The following is a 26,865-nucleotide window of genomic DNA, read 5'->3' on the forward strand; positions in this document are numbered from 1 at the left end:
CGCGATGCGCGTCATAGCATCGGTGCGATCCCTTGAGTAGCCCACCAGGTCCCGTCCCAACACGGAGGAACGTTCGGTGAAGACCATCGTGCTCGATACGAACGAGCTGGCGCGCGATTGGATGCTTGGAGGCCTGAAGTATCAGTTATTTGAGCACCTTCACCACACGGCGACATTTGAGGTCTACATTCCTGCGGTCGTGTTTGAGGAACTCGTCGCCAGCCATGGCCGCGCAGTTAAGAAGATCGAGGCGTCTACCCGTCAGGTCGAGCGTGAGAGACGGCGTTTGGGGCTTGCCCCAATGGGCTCCACGGCGGAATCCTCGCTCGACTATCGCCAATACGTCGAGGAGCAGTTTGATGAGCGGTTGTCATTCACGGTCCTTCCTTGGCCGTCAGTTTCTCACTTCGATCTCGCAATGCGCGCCGTTACCCGCACGCCCCCGTTCAGTGAGAAGGGGACTGGCTATCGAGATGCCCTGATTTGGACGGACGTTGTCGATCTAGCGAGCAACGGTCACGACGTTGCGTTCGTCTCTATGGACAGGGCTTTCGCTGACGAAGACGGTGAGCTCGCGTCTCTGTTGCATGCGGAGATCGACCCGCTGCCCGGATCTGTCGAGCTGGTTCGTGATTTCACAAGTTGGCTTATCGATTCGCTTCCCTGGAACTCGGTAACGGATCTTGCCACAGCGGTTAGCTTGAGTCGCACCTCGGAGTTCTATGACTGGTACCTGAACTCAGATTTTCAGGACGAGCTCGTTCCTACCGTCGAAGATCTCGGCTTCAGGACGCCTCCGACCTCGTTCGAGATCATCGACGTCAGGTGGGACGGTGAGTTCATGCCGATCGAAGGTGCCGTGACTGACGATGAAGGACTAACTCTGGTCGAGTACGACCTAGGGCAATCAGTCGCTTTCCGAGCTGAATTCGAGCACGGGGCTGAACTCGAGTCCGGCTGGTCTGTCAGAGAGGTATCTCATCCGCGCGGATTCGCAGTTGAGGGCTCGATCGACATGAGAGCACGAGTAGCGGTCCTCTACGGCGGCGAGTTCGGTTTCGGCATCGAGCAGTTGTCGTGGCGTCGTGTGGACGGACTAGGCCCCGGGGTCAGTGCCTCACTGGGCCGTTAGCAGTTCAACGGAGGGGGAGTTTGATGAGCTACGTCAGCCGCTTCCCGTGTGGCCGAACATGGGCGCCTCCGTCGCGCAAGATTCGGAGCACGGTGCTCTTACCGACTCCGAAATGCTGCGCGGTTTGAAGCGCGCTGACATTGCCCTGCTCGTAGTAAGCGATGATCAGCGCGCGTAGCCCGTTGGTCAGGCGCGCTCTAGTACGCTGAGATTTCGGGCCTGAATCGGGATGATCGGAAGGTTCGAACTCCTGTCCTCGGGTGTTGAGATTGACCTTCGCCAGCACTACCAGGAAGAAGTGAGAAGGAACCCCCGGCCCCGAGAGGGTCGGGGGTTCCTTCGTTGCTCGGGCAGGGGACTGTTCGGGCGTTCGCGTCGTGAAGTGCTTGGCGGGTGAGATGTCGCCCGCCACCGCGACCGCTCCGTTCGTCCGACGCACCAAGGATGGTCCTGGGTTGTCTCGACCGGTGCACGGGACTGGACGGCTTCAAGCGGAACTGATGCTGTGTGGGCCAGTGAGTCTGCGAAGTGTTGCTGGCTGCTCGGTCGTGAGCTGTCCTTCTTGATGCGGAGCGTCTCGGTGGCGCTCGCCGCGCTCCGGGAACGACGCGCTGAGGTGGTGCGCGACGAGCGCTCGGATGCTCTCGCCGGGCTGATCCCTCGGGGTGATGGTGGCCCCTTCGCGCCGCATCTGCGGGGCGGCTCCTACCTCTTGCGTGCCAGGTTCACGGGCAGGTGGGCGAGCGAGGGGTGGATGGGGTGGTCGTTGACGACGATCGTGTCGTTCTCGGGCACGGTGTTCTCGAGGAGCTGGTCTCGGATGACCGCGCCTTGTGCGGTGAGCCAGTCGCGCACGCTCGCGTCGACGGTGAAGGCGTGGCGGGGGGAGCCCATGACGATGGTGCGGATGGTGCTGTAGAGGGGGTACTGGTTGGCGAGGTCGTCGAGAACGGACTGGCGTGCCGGGATCAGGTACTGGGGGTTCTCGTCTGCGGTGCGGGCCCTGCAGCCCTGCCCGAGCACCTGCAGGGACGTCATCACCTGCGCCAGCGCCTGTGCAGATGCGGTGTCGGGTGTTCGAGGGTTGATGCCGACTCCGTCGACGAAGAAGCAGTTCTCGCCCTGGGCGCTCGCGGGGGCGAGTGGTTTGGCTCGGACGGTGTAGTTCTGGATCTGATCGACGGGGAACGTCGCGAGGCTCTCGGTGACGCCGGCGAGGGCGCGCCCTGATCCGGTCGTGAACCACTGCAGCCGTTGGGAGGCGGGATCCTCGTATCCAGCCTGCGCGCGGCCTGCGGCCTTGGTGTAGTTCAGCAGGGAGGCGATGGCGTTCTCATCGACCGTCGGTGGCGGCTGGAACGGCACGTCGTAGCCATGGTCCTGCTGCTGGAGTGCCTGCGCGTACTCGCAGGCGTCGGTGGTGCGGCCCGTGTAGTCCAGGAGCAGGCCCGAGTCGGTCGCCGCGTGGACCGTTGCCCTGCAAGCGCACGGACGCGGCCGGAAACAATCCCGCAAGCGGTGATCCCGCACTGGTGTTTCAGGAGTCTTCCAGGGTGGCGCCGGTGCTAGTCCGTGCCAGAGCGGTGAGGTCTTCTAACGCGCGCAGGTGCGCGCTGTACGCGGCACGTCCCTCCTCGGTCAGACACAGCCACGTTCGCGGACGCCGCCCGACGTGACCTTTCCGGACGCGGACATAGCCTGCGTCCTCCAACGCTGTCGCTGCCTTCGACAGCACGGACGCGGATGTGCTGGTCTGCGCGGCGACGGTGCCGAACTCAGCCTCGTCGCATCCGGCGAGGAACGCTGCGACCTTCAAGCGGGGGAGTGTGCTGAAGCCCTCATCGAGCTGACCATGAGGGGTTGGCGACCCGTTCGAGCTCCTCACCGTCGCGTCCAGGACTTCAGCCGGAGCGCGTGCTCGATCGCGAACGGAACGACAACTGCCGCAGTCACCCATCCGTTGACTCCGTCACCGATCGTGAGAGCGAACATGCCCAGACCTGCTGCGAGCACGATCAGCGGAGGGGCCGCGATCCAGTAGCGAGTTCGAGTTCGCCGGCCTTCCCGTGGCACGACTCCCTGAGCCCGCCAGACGGCGAAGAGGGCGAGGAAGGTGAGGACGTTCAGGCTCAGCACCACGAAGCCCAGCAGCGGGACGAACCATCCGGTGACGGCACCCGCTAGGGATAGACCTGCGCCGCAGGCGAACGCCGCGGTGCTCCAGGTGGCATACCAGCGAGGCAAGCCGTGGCGGAGCTGTGCCCGCGCGGTCATCGAGTTTGCAGCCTCGAGACGTGTCGAGGCATCCATCTGTGCATCCATGCTGTCGACCATACAACTACTTTCTAAATAGATACAAGTTTCCGTCTGACGTCTCTTCGCCGCCATCGAGCGGTGCGGACATCCGATCGATGGACCAAAAGCTGGATGAATGTGGTGACCAAAAACCTCTCGAACGGGCAGGTTCGGGAACTTCGCCGCTCAGGGTGGGCCTCGCAACCACTCACTGCGCCCTCGGTCAGGAGCGCAATTACGCCGGAAGTCCGGCAGTACAAGGAGAGTCACGTGAATCGGTTCAGCCTGGCGGCCCCGCCGCCCTCGCGAGGTCCGGGAGGATTGCGCAACCGCACCCTTGCCGTTGCGTCCGTCGTCTCGGTCTTCACGCTGCTCGTCGGCATGCTGGTGGCGACGTCGACCGTGTTCGGTCCGACACCCGCGTACGCGGCGCCCGGCAACCCGGGTGTCCCCAGCGCGCCGCGTGTGCTGTTCACCGAGGACTTCGACAACGCGCCGAACAACAGCAACATCCTGCTGACCAACTACGTCGGCGCCAGCGGCACCACCTACACGGCCGACCCGTTCTGGGTTTCACGAAGGAACTGCAACGGCTTCATCATCGACCACGGCAGCAGCCGACTGCCGGGCGACTGCAACGGCACGAATGACAGCGAGGCCGCCGGGCAGGATGGCTACGACTTCCTGACGGCCATCCCGCGCGCGATCGGTCTGTTGAACGGCCAGAGCTCGGCGCAGGCCAACCTGAACGGCGCGGCCGCCTCCTACACTGCGGGGAGCACAGGGGACAACGAGGTGCAGTTCGAGACGCGTTCGCCGATCCAGCTGCCGGCGGCCAACCGCTTTGTCACCTTCTCGGTCGACGCCGGCGCGGAGAACTGCACTTCGCGACACCCGCAACTGCGCTTCTACCTGAAGAACAACGCTGGCGCGGAGTTCGCCGTCTCAGATTCCCCGATTGACCCGTGCAGCGATGCTCGAGCGCGAACCTTCCAGTCTGTCACCCAGAACGGCACGCCGATCGAGGTGCGCGCCGGCCGCTTCGTCGCCGACAACAACCGCCTGGTTCGGGGCACGACGCTCGGCATCGTCATGCGCAACGAAGAAGGCTTCGGTGGCGGCAACGATGGCGCGTACGACAACATCCGCGTTCTCGACGTCACGCCGCAGCTCGACAAGTCGTTCTCGCCGCAGCGGGTCCCGGTCAACGGCGTCTCGACGCTGACGCTCACCGTCACGAACACCAACGAGCTGGGCGAGAAGAACGGGTGGGCGTTCACCGACAACCTGCCCGACGGGCTGATCGTCGCGGACAACCCGAACCTCGGCGGCACTTGCCAGGCCACCCGCAACGCCACGCCGGGCACCGGGACCGTCAGCATCACTGACGGTGTCCTGGCCGAGGGCCAGCAGTCGTGCACCGTCACGGTCGACGTCACGTCGAAGTCGCCGTCCGGCTCCGAGCCCAGCCCGGTGACCTACCGCAACTGCGCGGCGAACTTCTCCGACGTCGTTGGCATGGACCTGCCGAACTGCGCCTCGGTCGAGTTCTACAGCGACGCCAAGCTGCAGATCGAGAAGACCTCCGACGCCACCAGCGGCACCCGCGTGGGCGACTAGGTCACCTACACGATCCGCGCCACCAACGTGGGCGACGCCGACTACACGAACGCCAGCCCGGCCGTCGTGAAGGATGACCTGACGAGTGTGCTCGATGACGCGACCTACAACGAGGACGCCACCGCCAGCAGCGGTAGCCGTCCCCGGTACAACGAGCCGCGCCTGCGCTGGTCCGGTCCGCTGAAGGTCGACGAGTCGGTGACCATCACCTACTCGGTCACGTTGAAGGCCGGCGGCGACGGCGACGTGAAGAACGTCGCCTGGCAGCCCCAGTGCGACGAGAGCGACCCGAGCTGCGACCAGGAGCCTCCGACCTGCGAGAACAACGTCGATCCCGTCACCGGGGGCCCGTGTGACCTCGAGGACTTCAAGCTGCCGAAGCTCACCATCGAGAAGAGCGCGGACAAGACCGAGCTGCCCAAGAACGGCGAGGTCGTCCGGTACACGGTCGTGGCCACGAACAGTGGTCCTGGCGACTACACGCAGAGCAAGCCGGCCTACGTGACCGATGACCTGACGAACGTGCTCGACGACGCGACGCTCGACGAGGATTCGATCGCAGCTGACCGCACACCCGCGCCGACCTACAGCGAGCCGCGGATCAGTTGGAAGGGTGCCCTGAAGTCCGGCGAGTCGGTGACCCTCACCTACGAGGTCACCTACGACTCCACGAAGAACGGCGACAAGGACCTGACGAACGTCGCGTTCGGTAGCGACACGCCGCCCGGTCCCACGCCGAAGTGCAACCCTGCCGTCAACGGGATCGATCCGACCACGGGCCTGCCCTGTGATCGGGTGGTCGTCCCGGGTGCCGACCTGGAGGTCACGAAGTCCGTCGACCCGAAGGACGGCAGCACGGTCAAGGCCGGACAGGAGCTGACCTACACGCTGACGTTCGACAACGACGGGAAGGCCGCCGCCGACGTGGACTACACCGACTACCTCACCAAGGTGCTCGACGACGCCGACGTCACCAGCGGCCCGACGGCGCAGGACGGCAGCGACCTGACCGTCACGCCGATCCAGGACGAGAAGTTCGACGTCGACGGGACGGTCGCCGCTGGTGACACCGTCACGGTCACCTACACCGTGACCGTCAAGCCCGACGGCGAGCGCGGCGATGACGTGCTCGGCAACTTCCTCGTCGAGGGTGATGAGCCGCCGCCGAGCGACTGCGAGGTCGACGACCCGCTTTGCACGGAGAACCCCGTGGGTCAGGTTGAGCAGCGCAAGAGCGTCAGCCCGTCCACCGGTACGACCGTGCAGCCGGGCGAGACGCTCACCTACACGCTGACGTTCATCAACGTCGGCAAGGGCAATGCCGCCGTCAACGCGGTCGATGACCTCAAGCACGTCCTCGACGATGCGACCGTGGTCAGCCAGCCGAAGGCGTCCGATGACACGCTGAAGACCTCGGCCCTGAAGGGGACGCGGTACACGATCACCGGCACGTTGTCCGCTGGTCAGAGCGTCACGGTCACGTACCGGGTTAAGGTGAAGCCGGCGAAGGAGCTCGGTGACAAGCAGCTCGCCAACTTCCTGCTCGGCCCCAACGACCCGACGCCGAGGAACCCGGACTGCGAGGAGGGCGACCCGTCCTGCACGCAGAACCCGGTCGGTGATCTGGTGGCCAAGAAGTCGGTGGATCCCGCCGATGGATCGACGGTCAAGGACGGCCAGCGTCTGACGTACACGCTGTCCTTCACCAACGCCGGCAAGGGACCCGTCAAGGTCTCGCAGGTCGACCACATGGCCAAGGCCCTCGACGACGCGACGCTGGTCTCCGGACCGACGTCCAGCGACGAGGCGCTCACGGTCCGGCGCGACGGCTCTGACCTGAAGATCACCGGCGAGCTGGCTCCTGGCCAGAGCGCCGCGATCACCTACGTGCTGGAGGTCAAGCCCTACGGCCAGCAGGGCGACCACCGGCTCGACAACTTCCTGACCCGCGCGGGCGAGACGCCGTCTCCCACGTGCGAGCCGGGAGACGACTTGTGCACCACCAACCCGATCGACGGTGGAGGTGGATTCCTTCCGAACACCGGAGCTGGCGTCGCCATGGGAGCAGTGCCCTTGGGCCTTGCGCTCCTGGCGATCGGCTCGGCGCTGGTCTCCCGCCGGCGCCGCGAGGAGGACACCGTGACCGAGGGACACCTCGAGCGGTAAGTGCACAAGAAGACGGGAAGCGGGCCGTGATTTCCGAGGTCATGGCCCGCTTCCCGCGTGCTCGTCGGGCCCGGGCGACCTTGGCCGGTGCGGTCCGGGCCCGACGACACCACCACGAAGGACGCCATGACACACCCCACGACCGGCCGGCACCTCGAGGCCGTACCGCCCGCCCGGGCGCTCGTCAACTCAACCGATACGCCGATCACCACGACGACGATCGGCTCTCTCACCGCCCGCGCCCGCATCATCGATGCTCTCCTCGACCTCAAGGCGGCCGTACCCCTGGCAACCGCCCTGTTGACGGTGCGTCGCGTGCCAGAGGGACCTGATCTCGCCTGGTTCGCCTACGGGGACTCAGACACGCTCGCAACGCCCGACACGGTGACAACGATGCGTAGCCGCTATCTCGATCCTTCGCCGTCCTCGATGGCGGGGGAGGAGTGGGGCCAGGCCCCCTGGTTCGTCGAGACGACGCTCCGCGTCAAGCGCTCCGACAACATCAAGCGAGGCATGACGTTCGTGTTCATGCACGAAGACCGTGTCGTCGGGTCTCTCCACGTCAGCATCGCCGCCGAACTCGATGACCGGGGCCTCCACGCTCTCGAGTGGGCCCGCAGGACCCTCGAGAACGAGGTCGTTTCGACGGTTCTGGCTGGAGACGCCGGCCTGGACGACCGCGAGCTCGACGTCCTCCACGGGATGGCCGCCGGTGGCACCAACCAGCAGATCGCCGCCTCGCTCCAGCTGTCGCAGAGCACAGTCAAGGCCACCGTCGGTCGGATCCTGTGCAAGCTCGACGCGGCCAACCGGCTGCAAGCGGTCCGGCTGGCTGTCCGAGCAGGCCTGATCTGAAGCGATCACCATGGCGATCACGCTCATCCGCAGGAGCCGACTTCCTGCCAGAGGAGTCGGCCCACGGCGGGAACGAAGGATCGGCGACGACCACTCAGATATCTCGCTGCCCCGCGCGCCTGGTGCCCAGATCGCAGCCACAAAGATCCGTCATCTTACGGATGGTTCCGGCCCGCGCGGTCGAGGTTCACTCCTCAAGGCGTCCGAAGGACGAGGACGATGGAGCGGAAGGAGCAGGTCACCACGGTGAGACTGCCGCGCCTTTCCGCTCGACTTCTTCGACGCGAACGCCTTCTCGATCGCCTCGACCAGCTCGCGCCGATCACCATCATCGATGGTCCGCCAGGCTCTGGCGTGACGACGCTGCTCGCCTGCTGGGCAGGCCGCCAGCGAGCACGCGGAGCCCTGGTGGTGTGGCTCGACGGGACCTGCGCGATGACCGGACAAGGACTGATGGCGCTGGTCGCTGAAGCGCTCAGTGAGCTGACGGGATCTGCACCATCAGAGCACTCGAACGCGACCGCTCACGAAGTCGCCGACCTCGCGACCGCGTCAGGTCGGCCATGCATCCTCATCGTCGACGATGCTCCTACCTTTCACGACGAGACCAGCGGACTCATCGAGGCTCTGACGCTGGCTCCGCAACTCCACCTTGCGATCGCTGTCCGCGAGCGAAGCGGTCTCGTAGATGCAGCAGATCGTGCCCGGCTGGAGACATCCCTCATCACCGGCGAACATCTGGCGGCGACCCCCAGCGAGCTGGCCGAGATGGCCAGGTGCTGGGGTCACCGAGTCGATGAGACGACGCTCGCCAGTCTGCGGGAAGAAGTCGGCGGGTGGGTGCTCCCCGCCCGTCTGGTCCTTGACGCGACCCCAGCCGGGGACCCCCCGCTGGTCCTCGGCCCGGCCGTCGACTTCGTGCGTCGCTGCATCACCGCTGCTGCCGCGCCCGGGACACCACAACAGGAACTCCTGAACATCGCAAGCCTCCTGTCCCGCGTGGATGCGACCACCTTCGACCTCGCAGTTCGTGAGATAGGGCTGCCGGCCGATCCGCACTGGTCGAGCTTGGTGCGCCAACTCACAGAGCAATCTCTCCTCATCCACCGGCCCGACAGCGAAACCGGCTACTGGGTCGTTCCACGGACCGTGCGGCGATGCCTCAGCGCCACCGGCAGCCCCCCGCGCATCCGAGATTTCGTGACGCAGAGACTCCGCGAAGACCCCACCTCAAGCCTGCCCGTCGACCTCGGGCGCCTGGCGCTCCAGGCCCGCAGGTCGCTGAACTGGAAACTGCTCAGAGACATCTGGGTGAGTCGAGGCCTGGAACTCCTTGCGCACCACGCCACGGCCACCACTCGCGCCTACGCGAACATTCCGGCGGACGTCACCAGCCGGATGCCAGCGCTCAGGATCGCCACGACTGTCGCCGGTGGTACGAGCACGAACTTTGACAGCGGGATCTTGTCACGTCGCTACGCCGAAGCTGGACGCAACATCGCTCCGAGAGCATTGAAAGCCCTGCACCACGACGACATCGTTACCGCCGTCGGCGCAGCCATCTTCGCTCGCCGACGCGACGGAGACATCGACGGAGCGCTCGACATCGCGCGCTGGTACCTCACTGGAGCCGCCGCCCGCGCGGAGGAGAAGCCGGCCCTCAGCGCAGCCGTCTGGTTCGAGGTCCAGCACGGACGAACCCTCCTCATCGCTGGCGACCTCAGTGCTTCCCTCGCCGCGTCGGAGCGCGCGATTGCTCGGGGAACCGGACGAGCCGACTGTCGCGCTCACGTCCGCTGCGCCGCAGGTCAGGCGGCTCTCGCATCCTCACTACTGGCTGCGCGACAGGAGACGGCACGCTGGCTCGACTTCGAGAAGAACTGCCCGTCACTGACGGGATGGCTCGGGGAGTGGGCTGGCTTGCCGGCCCGTATCGCAAGGGGCATGACTGCACTGGACCTGCTCGACGAGGAGAGCTTCGAGGCGCAGGCGCCAGCGCTGCGCTCAGTCCCGATCCTCAGCGACTTGTGGCCGCTCGCAACGCTCGCCCTCGCGCGCCACGCGTCACTGTACGGCGATCCGGAAGCAGCCGTGCTCGAGGTGTACGACGGGATCTCCCTGCGCGGGAAGCAGACGAACGACGTCACCGAAGAGAGTTACCTGCTCGAAAGCTGCGTCCTGCGGCTACTCCTCGACGCAGGGCAACTCACGCGAGCAATGACGAAGCTCGAGGCGACCGTCCACCCACGAAGCCGGCACGCGACCTCTGACGCTCTACTGCATCTTCTGTCCGGTGCCGAACACCAGAGTCGTGCGATCGCAGAAGTGGCGTCTCGAGCGCCCGAAACACCAGCGAGGGAGAGGGTAGTCCTGCTGCTCGTGCAGGCCGCTGCGGCCTTGAGGTGCGGGCGGGTCGATGAGGCCCGCCGCGCGCTGGCGACAACGCACGCTGACGTAGAGAGACTGAGTCTGCCGAGCACCTACGCTGCGATTCCTCATCAGGACCTTGAAGCGCTGCTACAACTCGATCCCCATCCGCCCAGCGCAGCGCTCCGCGCACGAGACATCTTGGGCCCCCGCCAGACGTCCAGCCATGCCCTGGTGGTCCTGACACCTCGCGAGCTCGAGGTACTGAGAAAGTCAGCCAAACATCGCTCGCTCTCGGAGGTCGCCAAGCATCTGTCTGTCTCCGTGAACACCGTGAAGAAGCAACGGGTATCGCTGTACGCCAAGATGGGAGTCAAGGACCTGCAAAGCGCCATCCTCTTCGGACGACAGCTCGGCCTACTCGAGGATTAGCGTCCGGCCTCCAAGACCCCACTCGCGGGCGACGCTCGATTTCGGCGCACGACAAAAGTCCTTCGTCTCTTCCCTCTGCTCACGCGGCGTGATCGGATGTCCCCGTGGAACCCGCCGATGGCCTCCCAGAGACGCCTCACCTCCGCGACTACCTCGTACCTTCGCGAGCTAATGACCGGGTCACCGAAGCTCTGCTCGATCTGCAACGTGAAGCGCCCTACATGCGCATGGCATTGACGAGTCGACCGCAGCAGCGCGCCCTCGACCAAGTTGTCCGTTCGTACGCCATGAGCACAGCCATGGCCCAGCACGGCCTCAACGAGTTCATCCCCAAGCACAAGTACTTCGCTCAAGTGCTCGCCGCACCCCAGGAAATCTACGACTGGACACGCGTCCCATGGTTCGCCGAGACCGAATACAGCCGCGAATACCTCAACGGAGACGACGTCACCCAGGGCATGTCCTTCGCGCTCATGACCAGTGAACGCGTGGTGGGCAGCCTTCACCTGATGTTCCGAGGCATCCACGTCTTCGACGATTCCCAGCTCTGTGCTCTCGACCATGCTCGAAACCAAATCCAGGACGAGGTCACTGCCTACGTCGTTGCCGGCGATGTCGGTCTGACCCAGCGCGAGCGTGAAGTTCTCCGGTTGATGTGCAACGGCGACAGCAACGCGGCCATCGCTGACACTCTCGTCATCTCCCGCCGCACGGTAGATACCCACGTCGAGCACATCCGCACCAAGCTGCGGGTCTCCAATCGCATCCAGGCGGTGCGTCAGGCGATCGTTCTTGGTCTCGTCCACTGAACTTTGCTGCCTGAGAATCCGTCGACGCCAGTCACTGGCCAGGCTCCTTCGAAGCCGCTCGTCCGCCCCCGCGGAGTCTCCACCTGCTTTCAGCGCGGGGAGAGGATGCACTATGGGCCAGCAGCGAGTTCTCGAGGGCCTCGTCGACGGCGTCGCCGCTGCGTCCAGACCCGCGCGACTGATCGCCGGACCCACGCCCACCCTTGACAAGAGGCCCTGGTTCCCGTAAAAGGTTCCCTCTACCTAAAGCAGGTCCGTCCCTCGACGACACGAGCAGGCGAAGTCTTGTTTCAGAGAGCTGCCCGGATGGAGCTTGAAGGCGCTGAGATCGTGCTTCAGTACAACGCGCGGAAGAGAAGCCTGTGGCAGAACTTCGAGACAGCGCAGGTTCAGAATGAGGAGTGGTCCGTCTAAAGCGATCTGCAGGAGCGCGGCTATAGTCGCGTTGCCTGCGTTGTTGGAGAGCAGATCGTGGCCTACTCTCAGTAGATTGTCTGGCTTGAAGACGGCGGCCTGGATACCGGACAAAAAGAAGAACCGCGCTGGATTGATGACTGATAGTCACTCTGTCGTGGTGATGGTGTAACCGAGCTCAAGGGAGGGAAACGCAGAGGTGTCGCGGTCGGCGCGGCAGCCCACTTATCACGCGACCCGCGCTGGCACCTGGGTGTTGCAATCCTCGGAATCGTCCCGTTCTAGGTGTGATGTCCAGGGAGGTTGTTGATCCTGCTGATGGGTGGGCCGCCGATGGCGGAGTGGGTCCGGTGGTGATTGTAGGAGTGGATCCAGTTCGGTAGGGCTGTTCGCCGTTCGCTCTCGCAGGAGTCGAAGCGGGCGTAGGCCCAGCCGTCGGCCAGGGTGCGGTGGAACCGCTCGATCTTGCCGTTGGTCTGGGGCCGGTATGGCCGGGTCTTCTTCGGCACGATCTCGAGCTCGGTGCAGGCTGCAGTCCAGGCGTGAGAGCGGTAGCAGCTGCCGTTGTCGGACAGCACTCGTTCAACGGTGACGCCGTGGTCAGCGAACCAAGCAACGGCGCGTCGCAGCACCCCGACCGCTGTCGCGGCCTTCTCATCAGCGTGGATCTCGACATAGGCGACGCGGGAGTGGTCGTCGATCACGGTGTGCAGGAACGCGGTGCCCGTCCGGGCCTTGTAGTCGGCTCCGCGCGGCAGCCCGGGGGTGGTCTGCTTGTTGTGTGCGCCCTGTTGCCGACCGACGAACCGGTGCCCGCCGCCGTCGGGAATCTGCCCGAACTTGGTGACGTCGACGTGGATCAACGACCCCGGATGCGGGTGCTCATAACGTCGGATGGGCTCCCCGCTGACCCGGTCGATGTGGCTCAGCCGATTCAACCGGCAACGGACCAGCACGGCGTGGACCGTTGACGGCGCGAGGCCGAGCTCGCCTGCGATCTGGACCGGACCGAGACGTCGGCGCCAACGCAGCCGCACGATCTGCTGCTTCACCTGCTCGGGCGTGCGGCGCGGACAGGTCTTCGGCCGGCTCGAACGGTCGACCATCCCCGCGGCCCCTTCCGCTTGGAACCTCACGGCCCATTTCCGGGCGGTCGGTACCGAGACCATGAACATCTTCGCCGCGACGGTCGGCGACCAATGATCCTCGACAATCAGCTTCGCGAGCCTCAACCGGGCGCGCGGGGTCAGAGCAGCGTTAGCGTGGGACACGAAGGCCTCCTGCGTGTGAGAAGCGGTTCCTAGACAGCTCCACTCTCACCACGGGAGGCCTTCACCGTCACCTCAACCGGAAACAACGTCCCTGGACATCACACCTAGGGCCAGCCGACGTCACCATGCTCGACACCGCGCCCTCCGTCGCGGCGCGCATCGGCGCGCACGTGCTGCCCGACGCCACTCGCCGGGCCTACCAACGCTTCCGGCACGGCCCAGCGGCGTTCCAGCTCGCGCTCGCGGTCGAGGGCGGGCTGCCGTGGGCGTACCGGCCGGCGCGACGGGCGGGCACGGTGCACGTATCGGGAAGCTACGCGGAGACGGCGTTGGCCGAGCGCCTGGTGAGCCGGGGGCAGATGCCCGAGCGGCCTTTCGTCCTCCTGGGTCAGCAGCACGTTGCCGACCCTGCCTGCGGACGCGACGGCCTGGTTCCCGTCGACTGCTACGCACACGTCCCGGAGGGATACACGGGCGACGCGACCGAGGCGATCCTGCGCCAGGTAGAGCGGTTCGCGCCGGGCTCACGCGCTCGAATCGTCGCGGTCGCCGCCCGGTCGGCCCGCGACATCGAGCGCTGCAATCCGAACTTCGTCGGCGGCGACATCGTGACGGGCCTGAAGACGCCAACGCAGCTGCTGCTCGGCCCCCGCAAACGGCTCGATCCCTACGCCACCGGAGCTCCCGGCGTGTACCTCTGCTCCGCAGCGGTCCCTCCGGGCGCCGGTGCCCACGGAGTAGGCGGTCATGTGGCGGCACGGTCCGCACTGCGCCGCCTCAGTTGACTCTCGCTATGCCCCACATCACTGCGAAAAGCCCGACATGCACATCTCCGGCCAGGACGAGGTCGGGATCATGACAGGTGACGGCGGCGCGCGCATCGGCGACTTCCTGACGTCCCCTGTCAGCCACTGCCATTCATACTGGCGCGGTGGACGTGTTGCTGGTTGAAGACGACGAGACGATCCGCACCGGACTCCAGCTGACCTTGGAACGTGAGGGTTACACGGTGCGGACCGCAGGGGCTGGTCCGGCCGGACTCGCAGCGTTCTTTGAAAGACGCCCCGACCTCGTGCTGCTGGACGTGATGCTGCCCGGCCTCGATGGCGTCGCCGTGTGCCGGACCATCCGAAGCGACAGCATCGTGCCCGTCGTGATGCTCACCGCACGCACGACTCCGGCGGACGTCGTCGCCGGTCTCGAGGCCGGGGCGGACGACTACGTGGAGAAGCCGTTCGTGCCGGAGGTGCTGCTCGCCCGGCTGCGGTCGGTGCTTCGACGTACAGGGACCCGGGCCCGGGAAGGGCAGCTCTGGCTCGGGGGCTGTTTCGTGGACGTCGACGCGATGGAGGTGCGACGCGACGGCGAACGTCTCGCTGTGACTCCCACTGAGTTCCGTCTCATCGTGGAGCTGGCGCGCCACGCCGGCGAGGTCCGTAGTCGCCGGGACCTGCTCGCGGCGGTCTGGGACTACGAGTGGGACGGGGACACCCGTCTGGTCGACGTCCACGTGCAGCGGCTGCGCGCGAAGATCGGCCAGGACGCGATCGAGACCGTGTGGGGTGTCGGGTACCGGGCGGTCCGCACGTGAGGAGCATGCGAGCCCGGTTGACGGCAGTCTTCGTGCTGGTCGCCGTCGTGGTCGTCACGGTCATCAGCCTCGTGGTCTACAGCGCGAGCGAGTCACGTCGCCAGAGCGACCTTCGCGCCGACGCCGCCGAGCGCGCCAGGAGCGCAGCAGCGGCATACTCGCGGGGCGACTCTCTGCCCCGGGACGCCCGGATCGTGTCGGGTGGGCCGCCCATGACAGGAACCCCCGGCACTCCCGGTCCCAGCGAGGCTGGGCGCGGTCAGGGAGTGAGGGCGGAGGCGACGGTCGAGGAACCAAGCGGCGGTACCACCACCATCGAGGTCTTCGCGTCGGGTCGCACCGACCGACGCGCGCTGGCGGACCTGCGCAGGACGCTGCTCGTGTCGTCGTCGTTCATCGTCGTGCTGTCCGGGCTGGTCGGCTACGCCGCGGCGACGGCCCTCAGTCGCAGACTGCACCGGGCAGCTGCGGTGGCCCGCAGGATCGCGGAGGGAGATCTGGCCGCTCGCACGCACCTGCGAGGTCGGGACGAGGTCGCCCAGCTCGGGCGAGTGGTTGACGACATGGCCGCCAAGGTGGCCGAGCGGATCGAGCGGGAGCGACGGTTCTCGGCGGACGTGGCGCACGAGCTGCGCACGCCGGTGACCGGCCTGGTGACGGCGTCCCACTTGCTGCCCGACGATGACGTCTCGGCGATGGTGAAGCGCCAGAGCCGCGCCTTGAGCCGGCTCGTCGAGGACCTTCTCGAAGTCTCCCGGCTCGACTCGGGCGCGGAGCGTGCACAGGTCGAGGACGTCGACGTCGCTGCCCTTTGCGCGACCCTGGTGCGGGAGCGCGAGGTGGACGCGGAGGTCATCGGTGCCGCGCACGTTCGCACCGACCCCCGGCGGCTGCGCCGAGTCGTGGCCAACCTCGTGGACAACGCCCAGGTGCACGGTTGCGGGCCGGTGCTCCTCGAGGTCAGCGTTTCGGGCATTGCGGTGGTCGACCACGGTGATGGCTTCGTGGGGGACCTGCTGTCGACGGCAACTGACAGGTTTGTCACGTCGGGGCGAGGGACGGGGCTCGGTCTGTCGATCGCGATCGGTCAGGCGGAGGTGCTCGGCGCCCAGCTTGTGGTGGGTAACGATCCGGTCACCGGCGGTGGTCGAGTCGAGCTGCGCTGGGGTGAGGAGTCGCTGGCTAACACCTGTCACGAAAATGCATCGAACTCGTGACATTTCGCTGGACGTGCCGTCGACGCTTCTAGCGTCGCTGGCATGACTTCCACCCGTTCACGCCGATCGATCATCATCGCCGCCGTCGCCTTCGGTGCCGCGCTCCTCCCCGCTTGCAGCAGCAGCGCCGCCACCTCCGACGGAGCCACCGTCTGCGCCGAGCACACCGGCCACGGCGCCAAGACCGTCTGCACCAAGCTCTACTCCGGTGAGCGTGGCCTGCATCTGCCCAAGACCGACAAGCAGCACCCGTGGGGCGGCGTCGCCCGAGGCGGCCAGCGGTTCATCACCGCTGACGGCCGCGCCCTACCGATGTCGTCGTCCGTCACCGACAAGCTGGGTCGCAACCACGCCTACGCCTCGACGGTCTACCAGGCTGTCGTGACCGACGGCAAGGTCACGTCGTTGACGCCCGAGCTGCGCGTCAGCGAGAACGCGCTGCTGCAGCATGAGTTCGCCGGCCGCACCTGGGTCGGCAAGATCTCCACCTACTCGGGAGGCTCCTACGGAGAGGCCGACGCGCCGGTGGTCGTCAAGGTCGATCGGCAGGCCAAGAACGGCGCAATTGGCGTGACCATCCTCAACGCCAAGAGGACCGTGAAGATCGACGGACGGACGTATCACGCGCTCTCGAAGAACCGCCACAACCCCTTGAGGGACGGCTTCACGGCTCGCTCGACGATCGAGCGAGTGCCGAGCATGCACACGGCTTTCGACGACGAGATGGTCTGGTCGTGGGGGCCGAGCTCCTCGGGCATGGGGGAGGGATTCTTCCCGTCGGTGCCGACCTTGTTCGGCAAGGACCCGAAAGCTCGCACCTGGGAGGTCATCCAGCACGGCACGCCGACCAGCGGTCCGGCCCTCGATCTTCATCGTGCCTGAGGACGCCGCCTCGTGCCCTCCACTCCTCTACCACCCGGAGGAGCTGGAGGGCGCGACGATCGACCTCGCGGTCGGTTCCTCGATGGTCATCGCTGTCGAGCACGACCCTGGTGGGTGGTGGGCTCACGTGGGTGACCAGCAGATGCTCGAGTCGGTGCGTGGCGAGTGGCGTGACGGCGTTGCCTTCAACCCCGGGCTGGTGGCGCTCGCACCCGGTCGGACGAAGGTCACGTTGCATGATCGTGCCGGGCGTTTGACCTGCTTCACTGTCGTTGTTCGATGACCGCGACTCGTGAGCAGCCCGAACGGATCGCGTAAGCGTCCGCTCGTCCTTCGATGACGGCGGACACCCTGACGGCTTGGTGGACGTCGAGCAGCGGCATGAATGGATCTCCGGCTGGTCGAGGAGACCACCGCCCGCGAGATCTACGAGGGACTCCGGTCCCGCTTGTAGAGACTTTGGACCTTCGTCATGTTCGGCCGGCGGACGGAAGCCCGTCACTCACGTAGATGCGATGTTGATGGACTCTGCGACGTGAATACCTGCCCGAGAAGCGCGACCAGCCCCTCGTACGCACCGCTCGCAGTCATCCCAGCGGCCAGCGTGTAGGCCCCCGACTTAACGCGATCGAGGATGCCGGCGGTGTTCTCGCCGGGTTGGCCGCCGTCAGCCTCGAGAGCTGTGCGCAAGTCGAGCGCGGCGTCCTCGGAGATTTGACCGGCGACAGCCGCAATGAGTCCATCAACGTCGCCGGCCTTCAGACGGACGGCCGTAGACCCGAAGCCACCGTCGCGTCGTTTCCGATGGTTACGGTGGAGCCGGCGGCCGCATTGACGAGAATGTACCGGTCGACGACCTCGGCGAGTTCGGGCTTGTCCTGGACCGTGGGACCTGAAGGCTCGCCGGCATCAGCTGCGACTTGCTCGATGTCCAGCGAAAGGTCCAAGGCCTGCGTTCGGACACGATCGAGAACACCCTGAAGAATCGTGCGAGGCATACGGATGAAGGCTCTGTTCGCGACCATGAACTTGATGTGGGGGACCTCGTTCTTCGCCGCGTGCTCTCGGTACAGGTGCACCCAGTAGTAGGGCAACTCGAGGCGGGGGTCACTGTCGGCGTCGTTGTTGGCCAGTGCCTCAAGCTCGGCGAGCGGCTCTCTGAATCCGTTGTCGCTGAGCACACCGGCGAGAGGCTTGGGAAGCTCCAACTGGCCGACGTGAACGTAGTCAACAGCTCCGCCCGGACCATCGAACCGGACGCTCACCTTGAGACCAGCAGGAACCCGCGCCTCCGGCAAGGTTGCTTCGGCGTCGTAGCCGTTGAGCTCCGAGCGGACGAACCGGCTCAAGTGGTCGGAGTTGATGCGCCGAGCGACGATGAGCAACTTGCGGAGCGAGTCGCTGAGGCTAACCGTGCGCCGTTCTGGGCTGCCGGTAAGCACGCGGCGGCTGTCGAGGTGGCAGCCAAGTCCGTGACTGCCTTCATTCAGCAGAAGTCGGGGAGCAAACTCGCAGATCGCGACCTGGCAGCGGATCCTTTTAGCCAGAAGTCGAAAGGGACTGCTGCACCGATAGGTGACAGTCGGGGCTAGGCCGCCAGGGCGACGGTCTGGTTCATGATGGTCTGCCACTCGATGGGGGTCAATCGGCCGAGGACGGCTTGTCTGCGGCGGCGGTGGTAGGTCCGCTCGATCCAGGGTCCTCGATCGGGTGCAGGACGAGTTGGCCTCCGGCCCCGGAGCCCGCCGGGTCTGCCGTCGACGACACGGGCGCCGGCTCGGAGATCGTCAGGTCTCTTCAGTCCGCTCGACGTCTCGCCGGGGTGCCTCTACCGCTTCGGCGTGGTTGCCAGGATCTCGCGACGATCCGATTCGCTGAGGCCGCCCCAGACTCCGTAGGGCTCCTGAACGCTCAGAGCGTGGTCCCGACATCTGATGATGACCGGGCAGTCCTGACAGATGACCTTGGCTGCTTCCTCCCGGCGCTCCTTCTGGACTCCACGTTCAGCATCGGGGGAGAAGAACTGTGCGGGGTCGATGTTCGCGCACGCCCCTTGGTGCTGCCACTCGTACATCTCCTGGAGCGGCATCGGCAGACGATGAATGTTGGGCATGATCGTGCCCCCTCTCGACGACTCCGGTAGCTCCGGTCTTCGCCGTGGCGGGCTCAGGGCGAAGAAGACCTTCGACAAGAACACAACTTGTTCACAACCTACGCATCGCGCCGCCAAGAACCAAACGGCAGCGTGAGGCGCAGGCCCCATCCGCCCGGTGTGAGTAGACGCGTTCGCCACACGGGCAGGTGGGGGAAGCGAATCTGGATCCCACCTATGAGACGAGGGGGCGGTTGCAGTCCCTACTGCTTTGGGTGCTCCCTCATCCCCGCGTTGGGGGAGGTGTGCGACTGCTCTCGTGGGGTAAACGAAGTCGTACACGAACGGGGGCTCACTGTGACGTCACGGGTAGTTTTTGCGGCCGCAGCCGCGCTCGCTGTCGGGGTGGTGCGGGCTTGGGTCCGGTTCACCTCGGGACCGCCCTACGACTCGCTCGTCTGATGCAAAGTGCTGTTGTGCGGTGACCCGCGGCACCTTCGAGTCGTGCTGTTGTTTGCTGTACGGCCTGGTCTGGAGCGAAGCGGCTGGCTGTGTGCTCAGCCGTGGCCTTCGCCCAATGGGTGTTCATGAGAGTGCCGGTCACGAGCACACATGCGCCGCAGCGTGATGATCTTGCACCGTTCTGGGCGCGACGAAACCCACGTCAACGGACATCTCGCGACCAGCGCCACGGGCAAGATCGACCCCTACGGCGTCTCGATGACCAACTTTCGCAGCCACGTTCGCGCTCGACTAGGCGGCAGCGAGCTCTCGTAGTGCCGGCGCGAGGCGAACGTGCGGTCCCGTCCCGGAGCACCGCGGCAAGACGGACGGAAGGCACTCGTTCGCGGTCGGGACGTTGAGATTGGCTCGACTCAGGACCACCACGAAGAAGCCCGACAGAACCCGCGCCCCTCGAGGGCGCGGGTTCTGTCGTTTCCGGCCTGTCGCGCCCGAGTGACGATCAGGACGCGCTCGTCGCGGGGCGCTCCGTGCATCCTTCCTTGGCGGCGGTACGCCGCATTCCCCTGCGGACGTCGCCGAGCGGCATACGCTCGAGCCCGTGACAGAGCGGAGTGCAGGACGGCCTTCCGGTGGACCGTTCATGGTGCTGGGTGCGGTGGGCATCGTCTTCGGCGACATCGGCACGAGCACGTTGTACGCGATGAGCGCGGTGCTCCAGGCGGACACGTCGCGAGGCGACGCCGTCGCGCGGCCGCTCGTCTACGGCATGGTCTCGACCATCGTCTGGTCGATGATGCTGATCGTGACGGTGCTCTACGTGCGCCTGCTCCTCCGTGCCGACAACGACGGCGAGGGTGGTCTGCTCGCGCTGGTCGGGCTGCTGCGCCAGCGGCTGGCGCCAGGTCGGGTGCTGGCCGTGGTGAGCCTGCTCGGGGTCTTCGGCGCGGCGATGTTCCTCGGCGACAGCGTGATCACCCCGGCGATCTCGGTGCTCTCGGCCGCCGAGGGGCTCGAGCTGCTCAACCCGTCGTGGTCGCACGTGGTCGTGCCGTTCGCGTTCGCCGTCCTCGTCGGCCTGTTCGTGATCCAGCGGTTCGGCACCGGCAGGATCGGCAGGCTGTTCGGGCCCGTCATGGTCGTGTGGTTCGCCTCCACGGCGCTCTGGGGAGCGCTCGCCGTCGCGAAGGAGCCCTCGGCGCTCGAGGCGCTCTCGCCGCACTGGATCTTCCTGTACTTCCGCGACGAGCCGTTGATCGCCTTCCTGTCGCTCGGATCCGTCGTCCTGGCGGTCACGGGCGCGGAGGCGTTGTACGCCGACCTCGGGCACTTCGGCCGCCAGGCCATCGCGAGGGCGTGGGTGTTCGTCGTCCTCCCGGCACTCGTGCTCAGCTACCTCGGACAGGCGGCAGCGGTCGCCGGCTCGTCGACGGCCGTGGGCAACCCGTTCTTCGCCATCGTGCCGGGCTGGGCGCGGCTGCCGATGGTGGTCGTGGCGACGCTGGCCACGATCATCGCGTCGCAGGCGGTCATCTCCGGCGCGTTCAGCGTCGTCCACCAGGCGTCGCGGCTCGGCTTCCTGCCGCACCTGCGGACGACCCACACCTCGCGACGACAGGCGCGGCAGATCTACCTGCCGGCCGTGAACTGGACGCTCGGCCTCGCCGTCCTGGCGGTCGTCCTCATCTTCCGCAGCTCGGCGTCGCTGGCGTCGGCCTACGGGGTCGCCGTCACGTCGACGATCACCGTGACGACGCTGCTCTACCTCACCTACCGCTGGCGGCGCGACGGCAGCGTGTCGCCGGGGTTCCTGGTGGGCGCGGCCATCCTCGTCGTCGAGCTCGTCTTCCTCGCGGCGAACCTGCCGAAGGTCCGGTCCGGGGGCTGGCTCCCGCTCGGCATGGGCGCGATCCTCGTCCTGACGATGACGACGTGGCGGGCCGGTCAGCGGCGCATCGAGGCCGCGCGCGCCGACGCTGAGGGACCGGTCGAGGACCTCGTGCCCCGCATCCGCGCGACGGAGGCGGGACTCGCCCGCGTGCCGGGGACGGCCGTCTACCTGACCCGTGGGCCGGGCGTCGTGCCGATCGCGCTCGACGCGATGCTCGACCTCAACCACGTCCTGCACACCACGACCGTCCTGCTCAGCTGGGAGTCCGTGGACGTGCCCGCGGTCCGGCACGACGAGCGCGTCGTCGTCGACGTCCTGGACGACCCGACCGACGGCATCGTGCACGTGCACGCGACGTTCGGCTACCGCGAGAGGCCCGACCTCCTCGCGGTGCTGGAGCAAGCCATCCCGCTCGCGGAGGGCGAGCTCGACCACGTCGACCTCGACCGCGCGATCTACTTCACCTCCGTGCCGGTCGTGAAGTTCAGCCCGCGGTCGGGCATGCCGCGCTGGCGCCAGCGGATCTTCCTGACGCTCGTGCGCCTCAGCCCGGACCCGGTCGACGTCCTGCGGCTGCCGCGCGAGCGCACGATCAGCGTCGGTCGGGAGATGCCGTGGTGAGCACGACACGGTGCGTGTCCCGTGGGTCGAGGTCACTGTCAGGACACGAGACGGCCCGCACGAGCGCGGACCGTGCTTGATACTGGGCTCAACCGAGCATCGGAGGTCCATCGTGCAGATCCTCGACGAGGCGGCGTCGCTGACGCGCTGGGGACTCAACCATGCGCTGCCGCGCGTCGGGATCCAGGCCGGGGCGCGTCGCGGCGACCTGCAGGCCCGGCTGATCATGGCGACCTCGACCGGCAGCGACAGCCAGGCCGGGGGAGGCCTGCCGCTCGACCTCTTCGAGGAGGTCCGTGCGAGCGGGGCTCTGCACAAGAGCGCCTTCGCGTACGTCACGGCCACGCACCCGGTCGTCAAGGAGGTGCTCGGCAGCCCCGACGTGCACGCCGGCGTCGACTTCGGCACGGGCGGGCTGCTCGGCCCCGTGCGTCGGTGGGCCGACAGCAGCACCCCCATCGGACCGCTGACGCCGCCGTCGCTGCTGTCCGTCGAGCCGCCCGAGCACACCCGGTACCGCAAGCTCGTGACGCGCGTCTTCTCCGTGAAGGCGGTGCGTGGACTGCAGGACCGGACCCAGGACATCGCCGACCAGCTGCTCGACGACCTCGCCAGCAGCGACGACGGGACCGTCGACCTCGTCGAGCGCTACTGCGCGCTCCTGCCGGTCACGGTCATCGCGGAGATCCTCGGGGTCCCGCACGACCAGCGCGACAAGGTGCTCGAGTTCGGCGAGGGGGCCGCGCCCAGTCTCGACCTCGGGCTGCCGCTCGGACGGTTCCGCACCGTCGAACGGTCCCTGCGCGCGTTCGAGCGCTGGCTCGACGGCCACATCGCCGCCGTCCGCCGCGACCCGGGCGACGACCTCCTCAGCCAGCTCGTGCTCGCGCAGGACGACGACGGTGTCGAGCTGACTGAGCTCGAGCTCAAGGCGACCGCCGGGCTCGTGCTGGCCGCCGGCTTCGAGACGACGGTCAACCTGCTCGGCAACGGCATCGCGCTGCTGCGCCAGCACCCCGAGCAGCTCGAGCTCCTCCAGGAGAAGCCGGACCTGTGGTCGCGCGCGGTCGACGAGGTGCTGCGCTACGACCCGCCCGTGCTCCTAACCGGCCGCAGCGTCGTCAACGACACGGTGCTCGGCGGACGCGAGGTTCCGCGCGGCTCCGTCGTCACGACCCTGCTCGCGGGCGCCAACCGCGACCCCGACGTGTTCGCCGACCCGCAGCGCTTCGACGTCAGCCGCGAGAACGCCGACCAGCACGTGTCGTTCTCCTCCGGCCGCCACTACTGCCTGGGCGCCGCCCTCGCGCGCATGGAGGGCGAGGTCGGGCTGCGCACCCTCCTCACCCGCTACCCGAACCTGACCCTCCAGCCCGGCGCCGAGCGACGCTCGACGAGGATCCTGCGCGGCTACGCGGCGTTGCCAGCTCGTCTGGAGGGGTGAGCTTCTGACCGGCAGATCGAGGAAAGTCCGGTGAGCTGGCCCCAGCCTGATCCCTGATGCCATTGTTCGTCCGGCGACGTAGGAGCCACCCTGGGACGTGCGCAACGATTTTCTCAGATTTTTCTCAGAATCGCTTGTTTGAGAAGACTCGGTGTGGGAGCGTCGTCCCGCTCTACTCCCTCGAGTCGAGCTGCGAGACGATCCGTGTCTTCGCACGGATCCAGAGTGCGCCCTGCGCAGCTGACGACACCGGACTGGTGGAGTGTGCCTTCTTACCCTGTAGCCCTCGTGGCGACCTTCGTCGTTGCCGCATCACTCAGCAGCGTGCACGTCGCTGCGCAACCCACGGAGGCAGAGGCTGCAGTTGACCCCGTCTCCCAGGCAGTCCTTGAGGCCGCCGAGCGGGATGAACCGGTCGAGGTCACTCAGCAGCGCACTGAGACGGACACCGTCTTCGCCAATCCCGATGGAACGCTGGCTCGATCGATCTCCACCGTCCCGATCCGGTTCCGCGACGGCACCACGTGGCGCGACCTCGACTACGAGCTCGCACGACGGCCGGATGGACGAATTGCCCCCAGGTCCGCCCCGGGAGATGTCAGTTTTTCCGGCGGCGGGGACGGTGCCATGAGCACGGTCACGACGTCCGGCGTCACGATGGCCACGGACTGGATCGACGAGCTTCCCGAGCCGACGCTCGATGGTGCGACTGCAACGTATGGCGAGGTTCTTCCTGGAGTCGACCTCCGTCTCACGAGCACACCCGCGGGGACAACTCAGGTTCTCGTGGTCAAGACTCCGCAAGCGGCGGAGAACCCAACGTTGGACGCCATCGACCTGCCCATCGACGTCGTCGACGGCAGTCTGGAGAAGAACGCCGGTGGTTACCAGGTCCGCGACCTCACTGGCCGCACGGTCGCTTCTGCGACGCAGCCGCTCATGTGGGACTCGTCGGGGCAGGCGATCGTCAATGGCCAGATGCACGAGCCGACGTCGGACACAGCAGTCGAGTTGCGTTCCTCCGGCCCTGTCTCGGGTGACGGCATCACCTCCATACCGATGGACGTCGCGGACGACAGCCTCACGCTTCAACCGGTGTCGGAAGCACTGACTGGTCACGCTGTCGAGTACCCCGTCTACATCGATCCCGCACACACCTTCAACCGAGCCACGTGGTCCATGGTCTTCAAGGAATATCCCTCCACCGAGTTCTATCGATGGACCACCAGCAACGGCGAGGGCGTCGGCTACCAGAACTACAACGGACGATCGACAAAGCGGCTGCTGTTCCGTTTCGACATCAGTAGTCTCGCGCGCCGGCAGATCCTCAAGGCCGAGTTCAAGGCGAAGGTCGTCTACGGTGCGAGCTGTGACGTCACCAAGGTCGACCTCTGGCGGACGAAGGCCTTCAACTCATCGACGAACTGGAGCAACCAGCCGGGGAGAGTCGGAGACGGTCCCCTCAGCACCGCGAGCGTCGACCCGTGCCCCGAGGGCAAGCAGATCGAGTGGTCCGCCACCTCGGGCGTCCGAGGCGTCGCTAATGCTTCGACGCCCGGTTCGTACCTCTACCTGAAGCTGCAGGCCGAGAGCGAGACCAACCCGCGCGCTTGGAAACGCTTCAGCAACGGAGCTCAGCTGTACGTCGTGTACAACCGCTTTCCCAACAAGCCGACGAGCGTGACCATCAACGACGTCGCCTGCACGGGGAGTCGAGACGTCTTACTCGGGAGCGTTGTCTCGCGAGTCATCTTCAGGGCTACCGTCTCCGATCCGGACTCCGACTCAGTCCGTGGCGTCTTCTACATGAAGCCTGGTAGGACAGAGAGCTCTTCGAACCTTTCCTCGGGGTATGACTACGTGGTCTCACCGAGCCGCGCGACGAAGGGCGGCGTGGTCAGTGCAGATGCTTTCGCGAAGCTCAGAGCACTCCTGAACACCCCAGAAGACAAGCCGCTCGCGAGCAAAGCGGTCACCATGCGCGTCAAGGCGCAGGAAGTCGAAGGCGAGAAGGAGTTCAGTCGGACGTTCGACCAGTGCTTCGTCGAGTTCGATCCGATCCGACCGGCAGCGCCTGTGATCACAGTCCCGGAGAATCCGCGGTGGGGAGAGTCATTCGGCGTCGACGTCAAGTCGATCGACAAGGATGTGTCACGCGTGCGTTGGGCCCTGAACTCGACTGCGGCGAGCACCGCGACGCAAGTCAATCTGACTGCCGACACGCGAAGTACGACGGTCACCGTCAACGGCTGGTCGTCATCGACGAACCGCCCTCGAGTGGGCACCAACGAGCTGCGCGTCTGGGCAGTCGACAACGCCGGGAATCTCAGCACGCGGCCCGCACTCGTCGAGTTTCAGATCGAGGACCCGAGCGGGACGACGCAGTCACTCTGGCCGTTCGACGAGGACTTCGGCTCCAGCGCGGTCCGGGACACCGGAGCAGCGGGTCGCGGGCTCAGCCTCTCGGTGTCGCGTATCTCCGACGACGACGGGATCGACTGGACATCAGGGCAATGGGTGCGACGCGGGACGAGAGACGCTGTCAACGATCCGCACGACGACCTGCTCGTCTTCGCCCCGGGGGACTCGCCCGTGAGTGGGCAGTCGAATGTCTTCGAACCCACGAACCAAGCAGCGGCCGGCAGCTTCACCGTCGCGGCATACCTCGACCCTTCCCGGGAGATGGAGGGTTCACAGACTGCGATCAGCTACGGCAGCGCGGGCGGGAACGACCGCTTCCGCCTGGGAATCGTCGGTGAGCGAGTCGATGCTGCAGATCCTGACAGCGACATCGCCTACTACTACACGTTCTCCGTGTGGGACCGGCGCACATCCACCTACGAGATCGTGCGTTCGGAGGACCCAGTCGTGCTGGAGGAGAGTCTGGACCTCGTCATCGGATCGTGGAATCCCACCAGCAACAAGCTCGTCCTCGAGGTGTCAGACGAGGCCTCTGCCGAGCCCGGCGTGCGAGCCGAGAGCGACGTGGCTGGGGTCGACGGCGACGCGTTCTCGCCGACCTGGTCGACGAGCGATCGTCTCAGGGTCGGTGGCGACTCAGCCGGTGGCTCGTGGGCTGGTTACGTCGACCACGTCTCCCTCCAGGCGGGTCTTCCACTTGACGGCACGGGTGACATCCTGCGGCGTCAAAAGAGCGGTTGGCGATTCGCGCCCGGTCAATGCCACAAGTTCTGCACGGAAGCCAACTACGGGGGCGCGTCATGAAACGACTGACTCACGGAAGCGTCGTCATCACTTGTCTCCTTGGACTCGTCGCCTCGACGCTCCAGGCAGCTCCGTCAGT

General features: G+C 66.3%; 20 protein-coding genes. 14 read left to right on the forward strand and 6 right to left on the reverse strand.

What is annotated here, in order from left to right; all coding sequences use genetic code 11:
- Nucleotides 1–76 precede the first annotated feature (76 nt).
- Complete coding sequence (locus Aeryth_RS06045; RefSeq protein ID WP_067855957.1) at nt 77–1,132, forward strand: PIN domain-containing protein; 1,056 nt, start codon at nt 77–79, stop codon at nt 1,130–1,132.
- 705 nt (nt 1,133–1,837) lie between these two features.
- Here the strand turns inward: Aeryth_RS06045 and Aeryth_RS06050 are convergent.
- The 3 genes from Aeryth_RS06050 to Aeryth_RS17620 form a co-directional block, all read right to left on the reverse strand.
- Complete coding sequence (locus Aeryth_RS06050; RefSeq protein WP_144433688.1) at nt 1,838–2,662, reverse strand: type 2 periplasmic-binding domain-containing protein; 825 nt, start codon at nt 2,660–2,662, stop codon at nt 1,838–1,840.
- 7 nt (nt 2,663–2,669) lie between these two features.
- Nucleotides 2,670–2,948, reverse strand: a complete 279-nt coding sequence (locus Aeryth_RS06055) for a transcriptional regulator (RefSeq protein ID WP_067861418.1) — start codon at nt 2,946–2,948, stop codon at nt 2,670–2,672.
- 65 nt (nt 2,949–3,013) lie between these two features.
- On the reverse strand, nt 3,014–3,454 hold the full coding sequence (locus Aeryth_RS17620) for a hypothetical protein (protein WP_067855963.1): 441 nt from the start codon (nt 3,452–3,454) through the stop codon (nt 3,014–3,016).
- Nucleotides 3,455–3,697: 243 nt separating this feature from the next.
- Between Aeryth_RS17620 and Aeryth_RS06065 the strand changes: the two genes are divergently transcribed.
- From Aeryth_RS06065 to Aeryth_RS06085, 5 genes are all read left to right on the forward strand, one after another.
- The gene (locus tag Aeryth_RS06065) at nt 3,698–5,047 is read left to right on the forward strand and encodes a DUF7933 domain-containing protein (RefSeq protein ID WP_144433689.1); all 1,350 of its coding nucleotides are present in this window, start codon (nt 3,698–3,700) and stop codon (nt 5,045–5,047) included.
- A gap of 12 nt (nt 5,048–5,059) precedes the next feature.
- Nucleotides 5,060–7,213: a DUF7927 domain-containing protein gene (locus Aeryth_RS06070; protein ID WP_470207144.1), complete on the forward strand. Its 2,154-nt coding sequence runs from the start codon at nt 5,060–5,062 to the stop codon at nt 7,211–7,213.
- A 126-nt stretch (nt 7,214–7,339) separates the two neighbouring features.
- Complete coding sequence (locus tag Aeryth_RS06075; protein WP_144433690.1) at nt 7,340–8,068, forward strand: helix-turn-helix transcriptional regulator; 729 nt, start codon at nt 7,340–7,342, stop codon at nt 8,066–8,068.
- Nucleotides 8,069–8,287: 219 nt separating this feature from the next.
- Nucleotides 8,288–10,867 carry a LuxR C-terminal-related transcriptional regulator gene (locus tag Aeryth_RS06080; RefSeq protein WP_067855975.1) on the forward strand — a complete coding sequence of 860 codons (2,580 nt, stop codon included), beginning with the start codon at nt 8,288–8,290 and terminating at the stop codon, nt 10,865–10,867.
- Between the two features lie 104 nt (nt 10,868–10,971).
- Entirely contained in the window at nt 10,972–11,676 is a 705-nt protein-coding gene (locus Aeryth_RS06085; RefSeq protein ID WP_144433691.1) for a helix-turn-helix transcriptional regulator, read from the forward strand.
- 695 nt (nt 11,677–12,371) lie between these two features.
- Here Aeryth_RS06085 and Aeryth_RS06090 read toward each other — a convergent pair.
- Complete coding sequence (locus Aeryth_RS06090; protein WP_083516299.1) at nt 12,372–13,361, reverse strand: IS481 family transposase; 990 nt, start codon at nt 13,359–13,361, stop codon at nt 12,372–12,374.
- 125 nt (nt 13,362–13,486) lie between these two features.
- Here Aeryth_RS06090 and Aeryth_RS06095 point away from each other — a divergent pair, with 125 nt between their 5' ends.
- From Aeryth_RS06095 to Aeryth_RS06115, 5 genes are all read left to right on the forward strand, one after another.
- Nucleotides 13,487–14,146 carry a phytoene desaturase family protein gene (locus Aeryth_RS06095; RefSeq protein WP_067855981.1) on the forward strand — a complete coding sequence of 220 codons (660 nt, stop codon included), beginning with the start codon at nt 13,487–13,489 and terminating at the stop codon, nt 14,144–14,146.
- A gap of 146 nt (nt 14,147–14,292) precedes the next feature.
- Entirely contained in the window at nt 14,293–14,952 is a 660-nt protein-coding gene (locus Aeryth_RS06100) for a response regulator transcription factor (RefSeq protein ID WP_067855984.1), read from the forward strand.
- Nucleotides 14,953–14,984: 32 nt separating this feature from the next.
- Nucleotides 14,985–16,169 (forward strand): sensor histidine kinase, encoded by a 1,185-nt coding sequence (locus tag Aeryth_RS06105; RefSeq protein ID WP_158509187.1) that lies wholly within the window; start codon nt 14,985–14,987, stop codon nt 16,167–16,169.
- Between the two features lie 42 nt (nt 16,170–16,211).
- Complete coding sequence (locus tag Aeryth_RS06110) at nt 16,212–17,051, forward strand: hypothetical protein (protein ID WP_067855990.1); 840 nt, start codon at nt 16,212–16,214, stop codon at nt 17,049–17,051.
- On the forward strand, nt 17,044–17,334 hold the full coding sequence (locus Aeryth_RS06115; protein ID WP_067855993.1) for a hypothetical protein: 291 nt from the start codon (nt 17,044–17,046) through the stop codon (nt 17,332–17,334). The genes Aeryth_RS06110 and Aeryth_RS06115 overlap by 8 nt, the downstream gene beginning before the upstream one ends.
- 475 nt (nt 17,335–17,809) lie before the next feature.
- Here Aeryth_RS06115 and Aeryth_RS06120 read toward each other — a convergent pair whose 3' ends face one another.
- Entirely contained in the window at nt 17,810–18,493 is a 684-nt protein-coding gene (locus tag Aeryth_RS06120; protein ID WP_067855996.1) for an AbiTii domain-containing protein, read from the reverse strand.
- Nucleotides 18,494–18,879: 386 nt separating this feature from the next.
- Nucleotides 18,880–19,164, reverse strand: a complete 285-nt coding sequence (locus tag Aeryth_RS06125) for a WhiB family transcriptional regulator (protein ID WP_067855999.1) — start codon at nt 19,162–19,164, stop codon at nt 18,880–18,882.
- Nucleotides 19,165–20,206: 1,042 nt separating this feature from the next.
- Between Aeryth_RS06125 and Aeryth_RS06130 the strand changes: the two genes are divergently transcribed.
- The 3 genes from Aeryth_RS06130 to Aeryth_RS06140 all read left to right on the forward strand — a co-directional run bounded on the left by Aeryth_RS06130 (nt 20,207) and on the right by Aeryth_RS06140 (nt 26,786).
- Nucleotides 20,207–22,117, forward strand: a complete 1,911-nt coding sequence (locus Aeryth_RS06130; protein WP_144433692.1) for a potassium transporter Kup — start codon at nt 20,207–20,209, stop codon at nt 22,115–22,117.
- A 112-nt stretch (nt 22,118–22,229) separates the two neighbouring features.
- Complete coding sequence (locus Aeryth_RS06135) at nt 22,230–23,561, forward strand: cytochrome P450 (RefSeq protein ID WP_236749834.1); 1,332 nt, start codon at nt 22,230–22,232, stop codon at nt 23,559–23,561.
- A gap of 288 nt (nt 23,562–23,849) precedes the next feature.
- Nucleotides 23,850–26,786, forward strand: a complete 2,937-nt coding sequence (locus Aeryth_RS06140; RefSeq protein ID WP_067856005.1) for a DNRLRE domain-containing protein — start codon at nt 23,850–23,852, stop codon at nt 26,784–26,786.
- The last annotated feature ends 79 nt before the right edge of the window (nt 26,787–26,865 follow it).

The sequence above is a fragment of the Aeromicrobium erythreum genome, assembly GCF_001509405.1.
GTDB lineage: Bacteria > Actinomycetota > Actinomycetes > Propionibacteriales > Nocardioidaceae > Aeromicrobium > Aeromicrobium erythreum.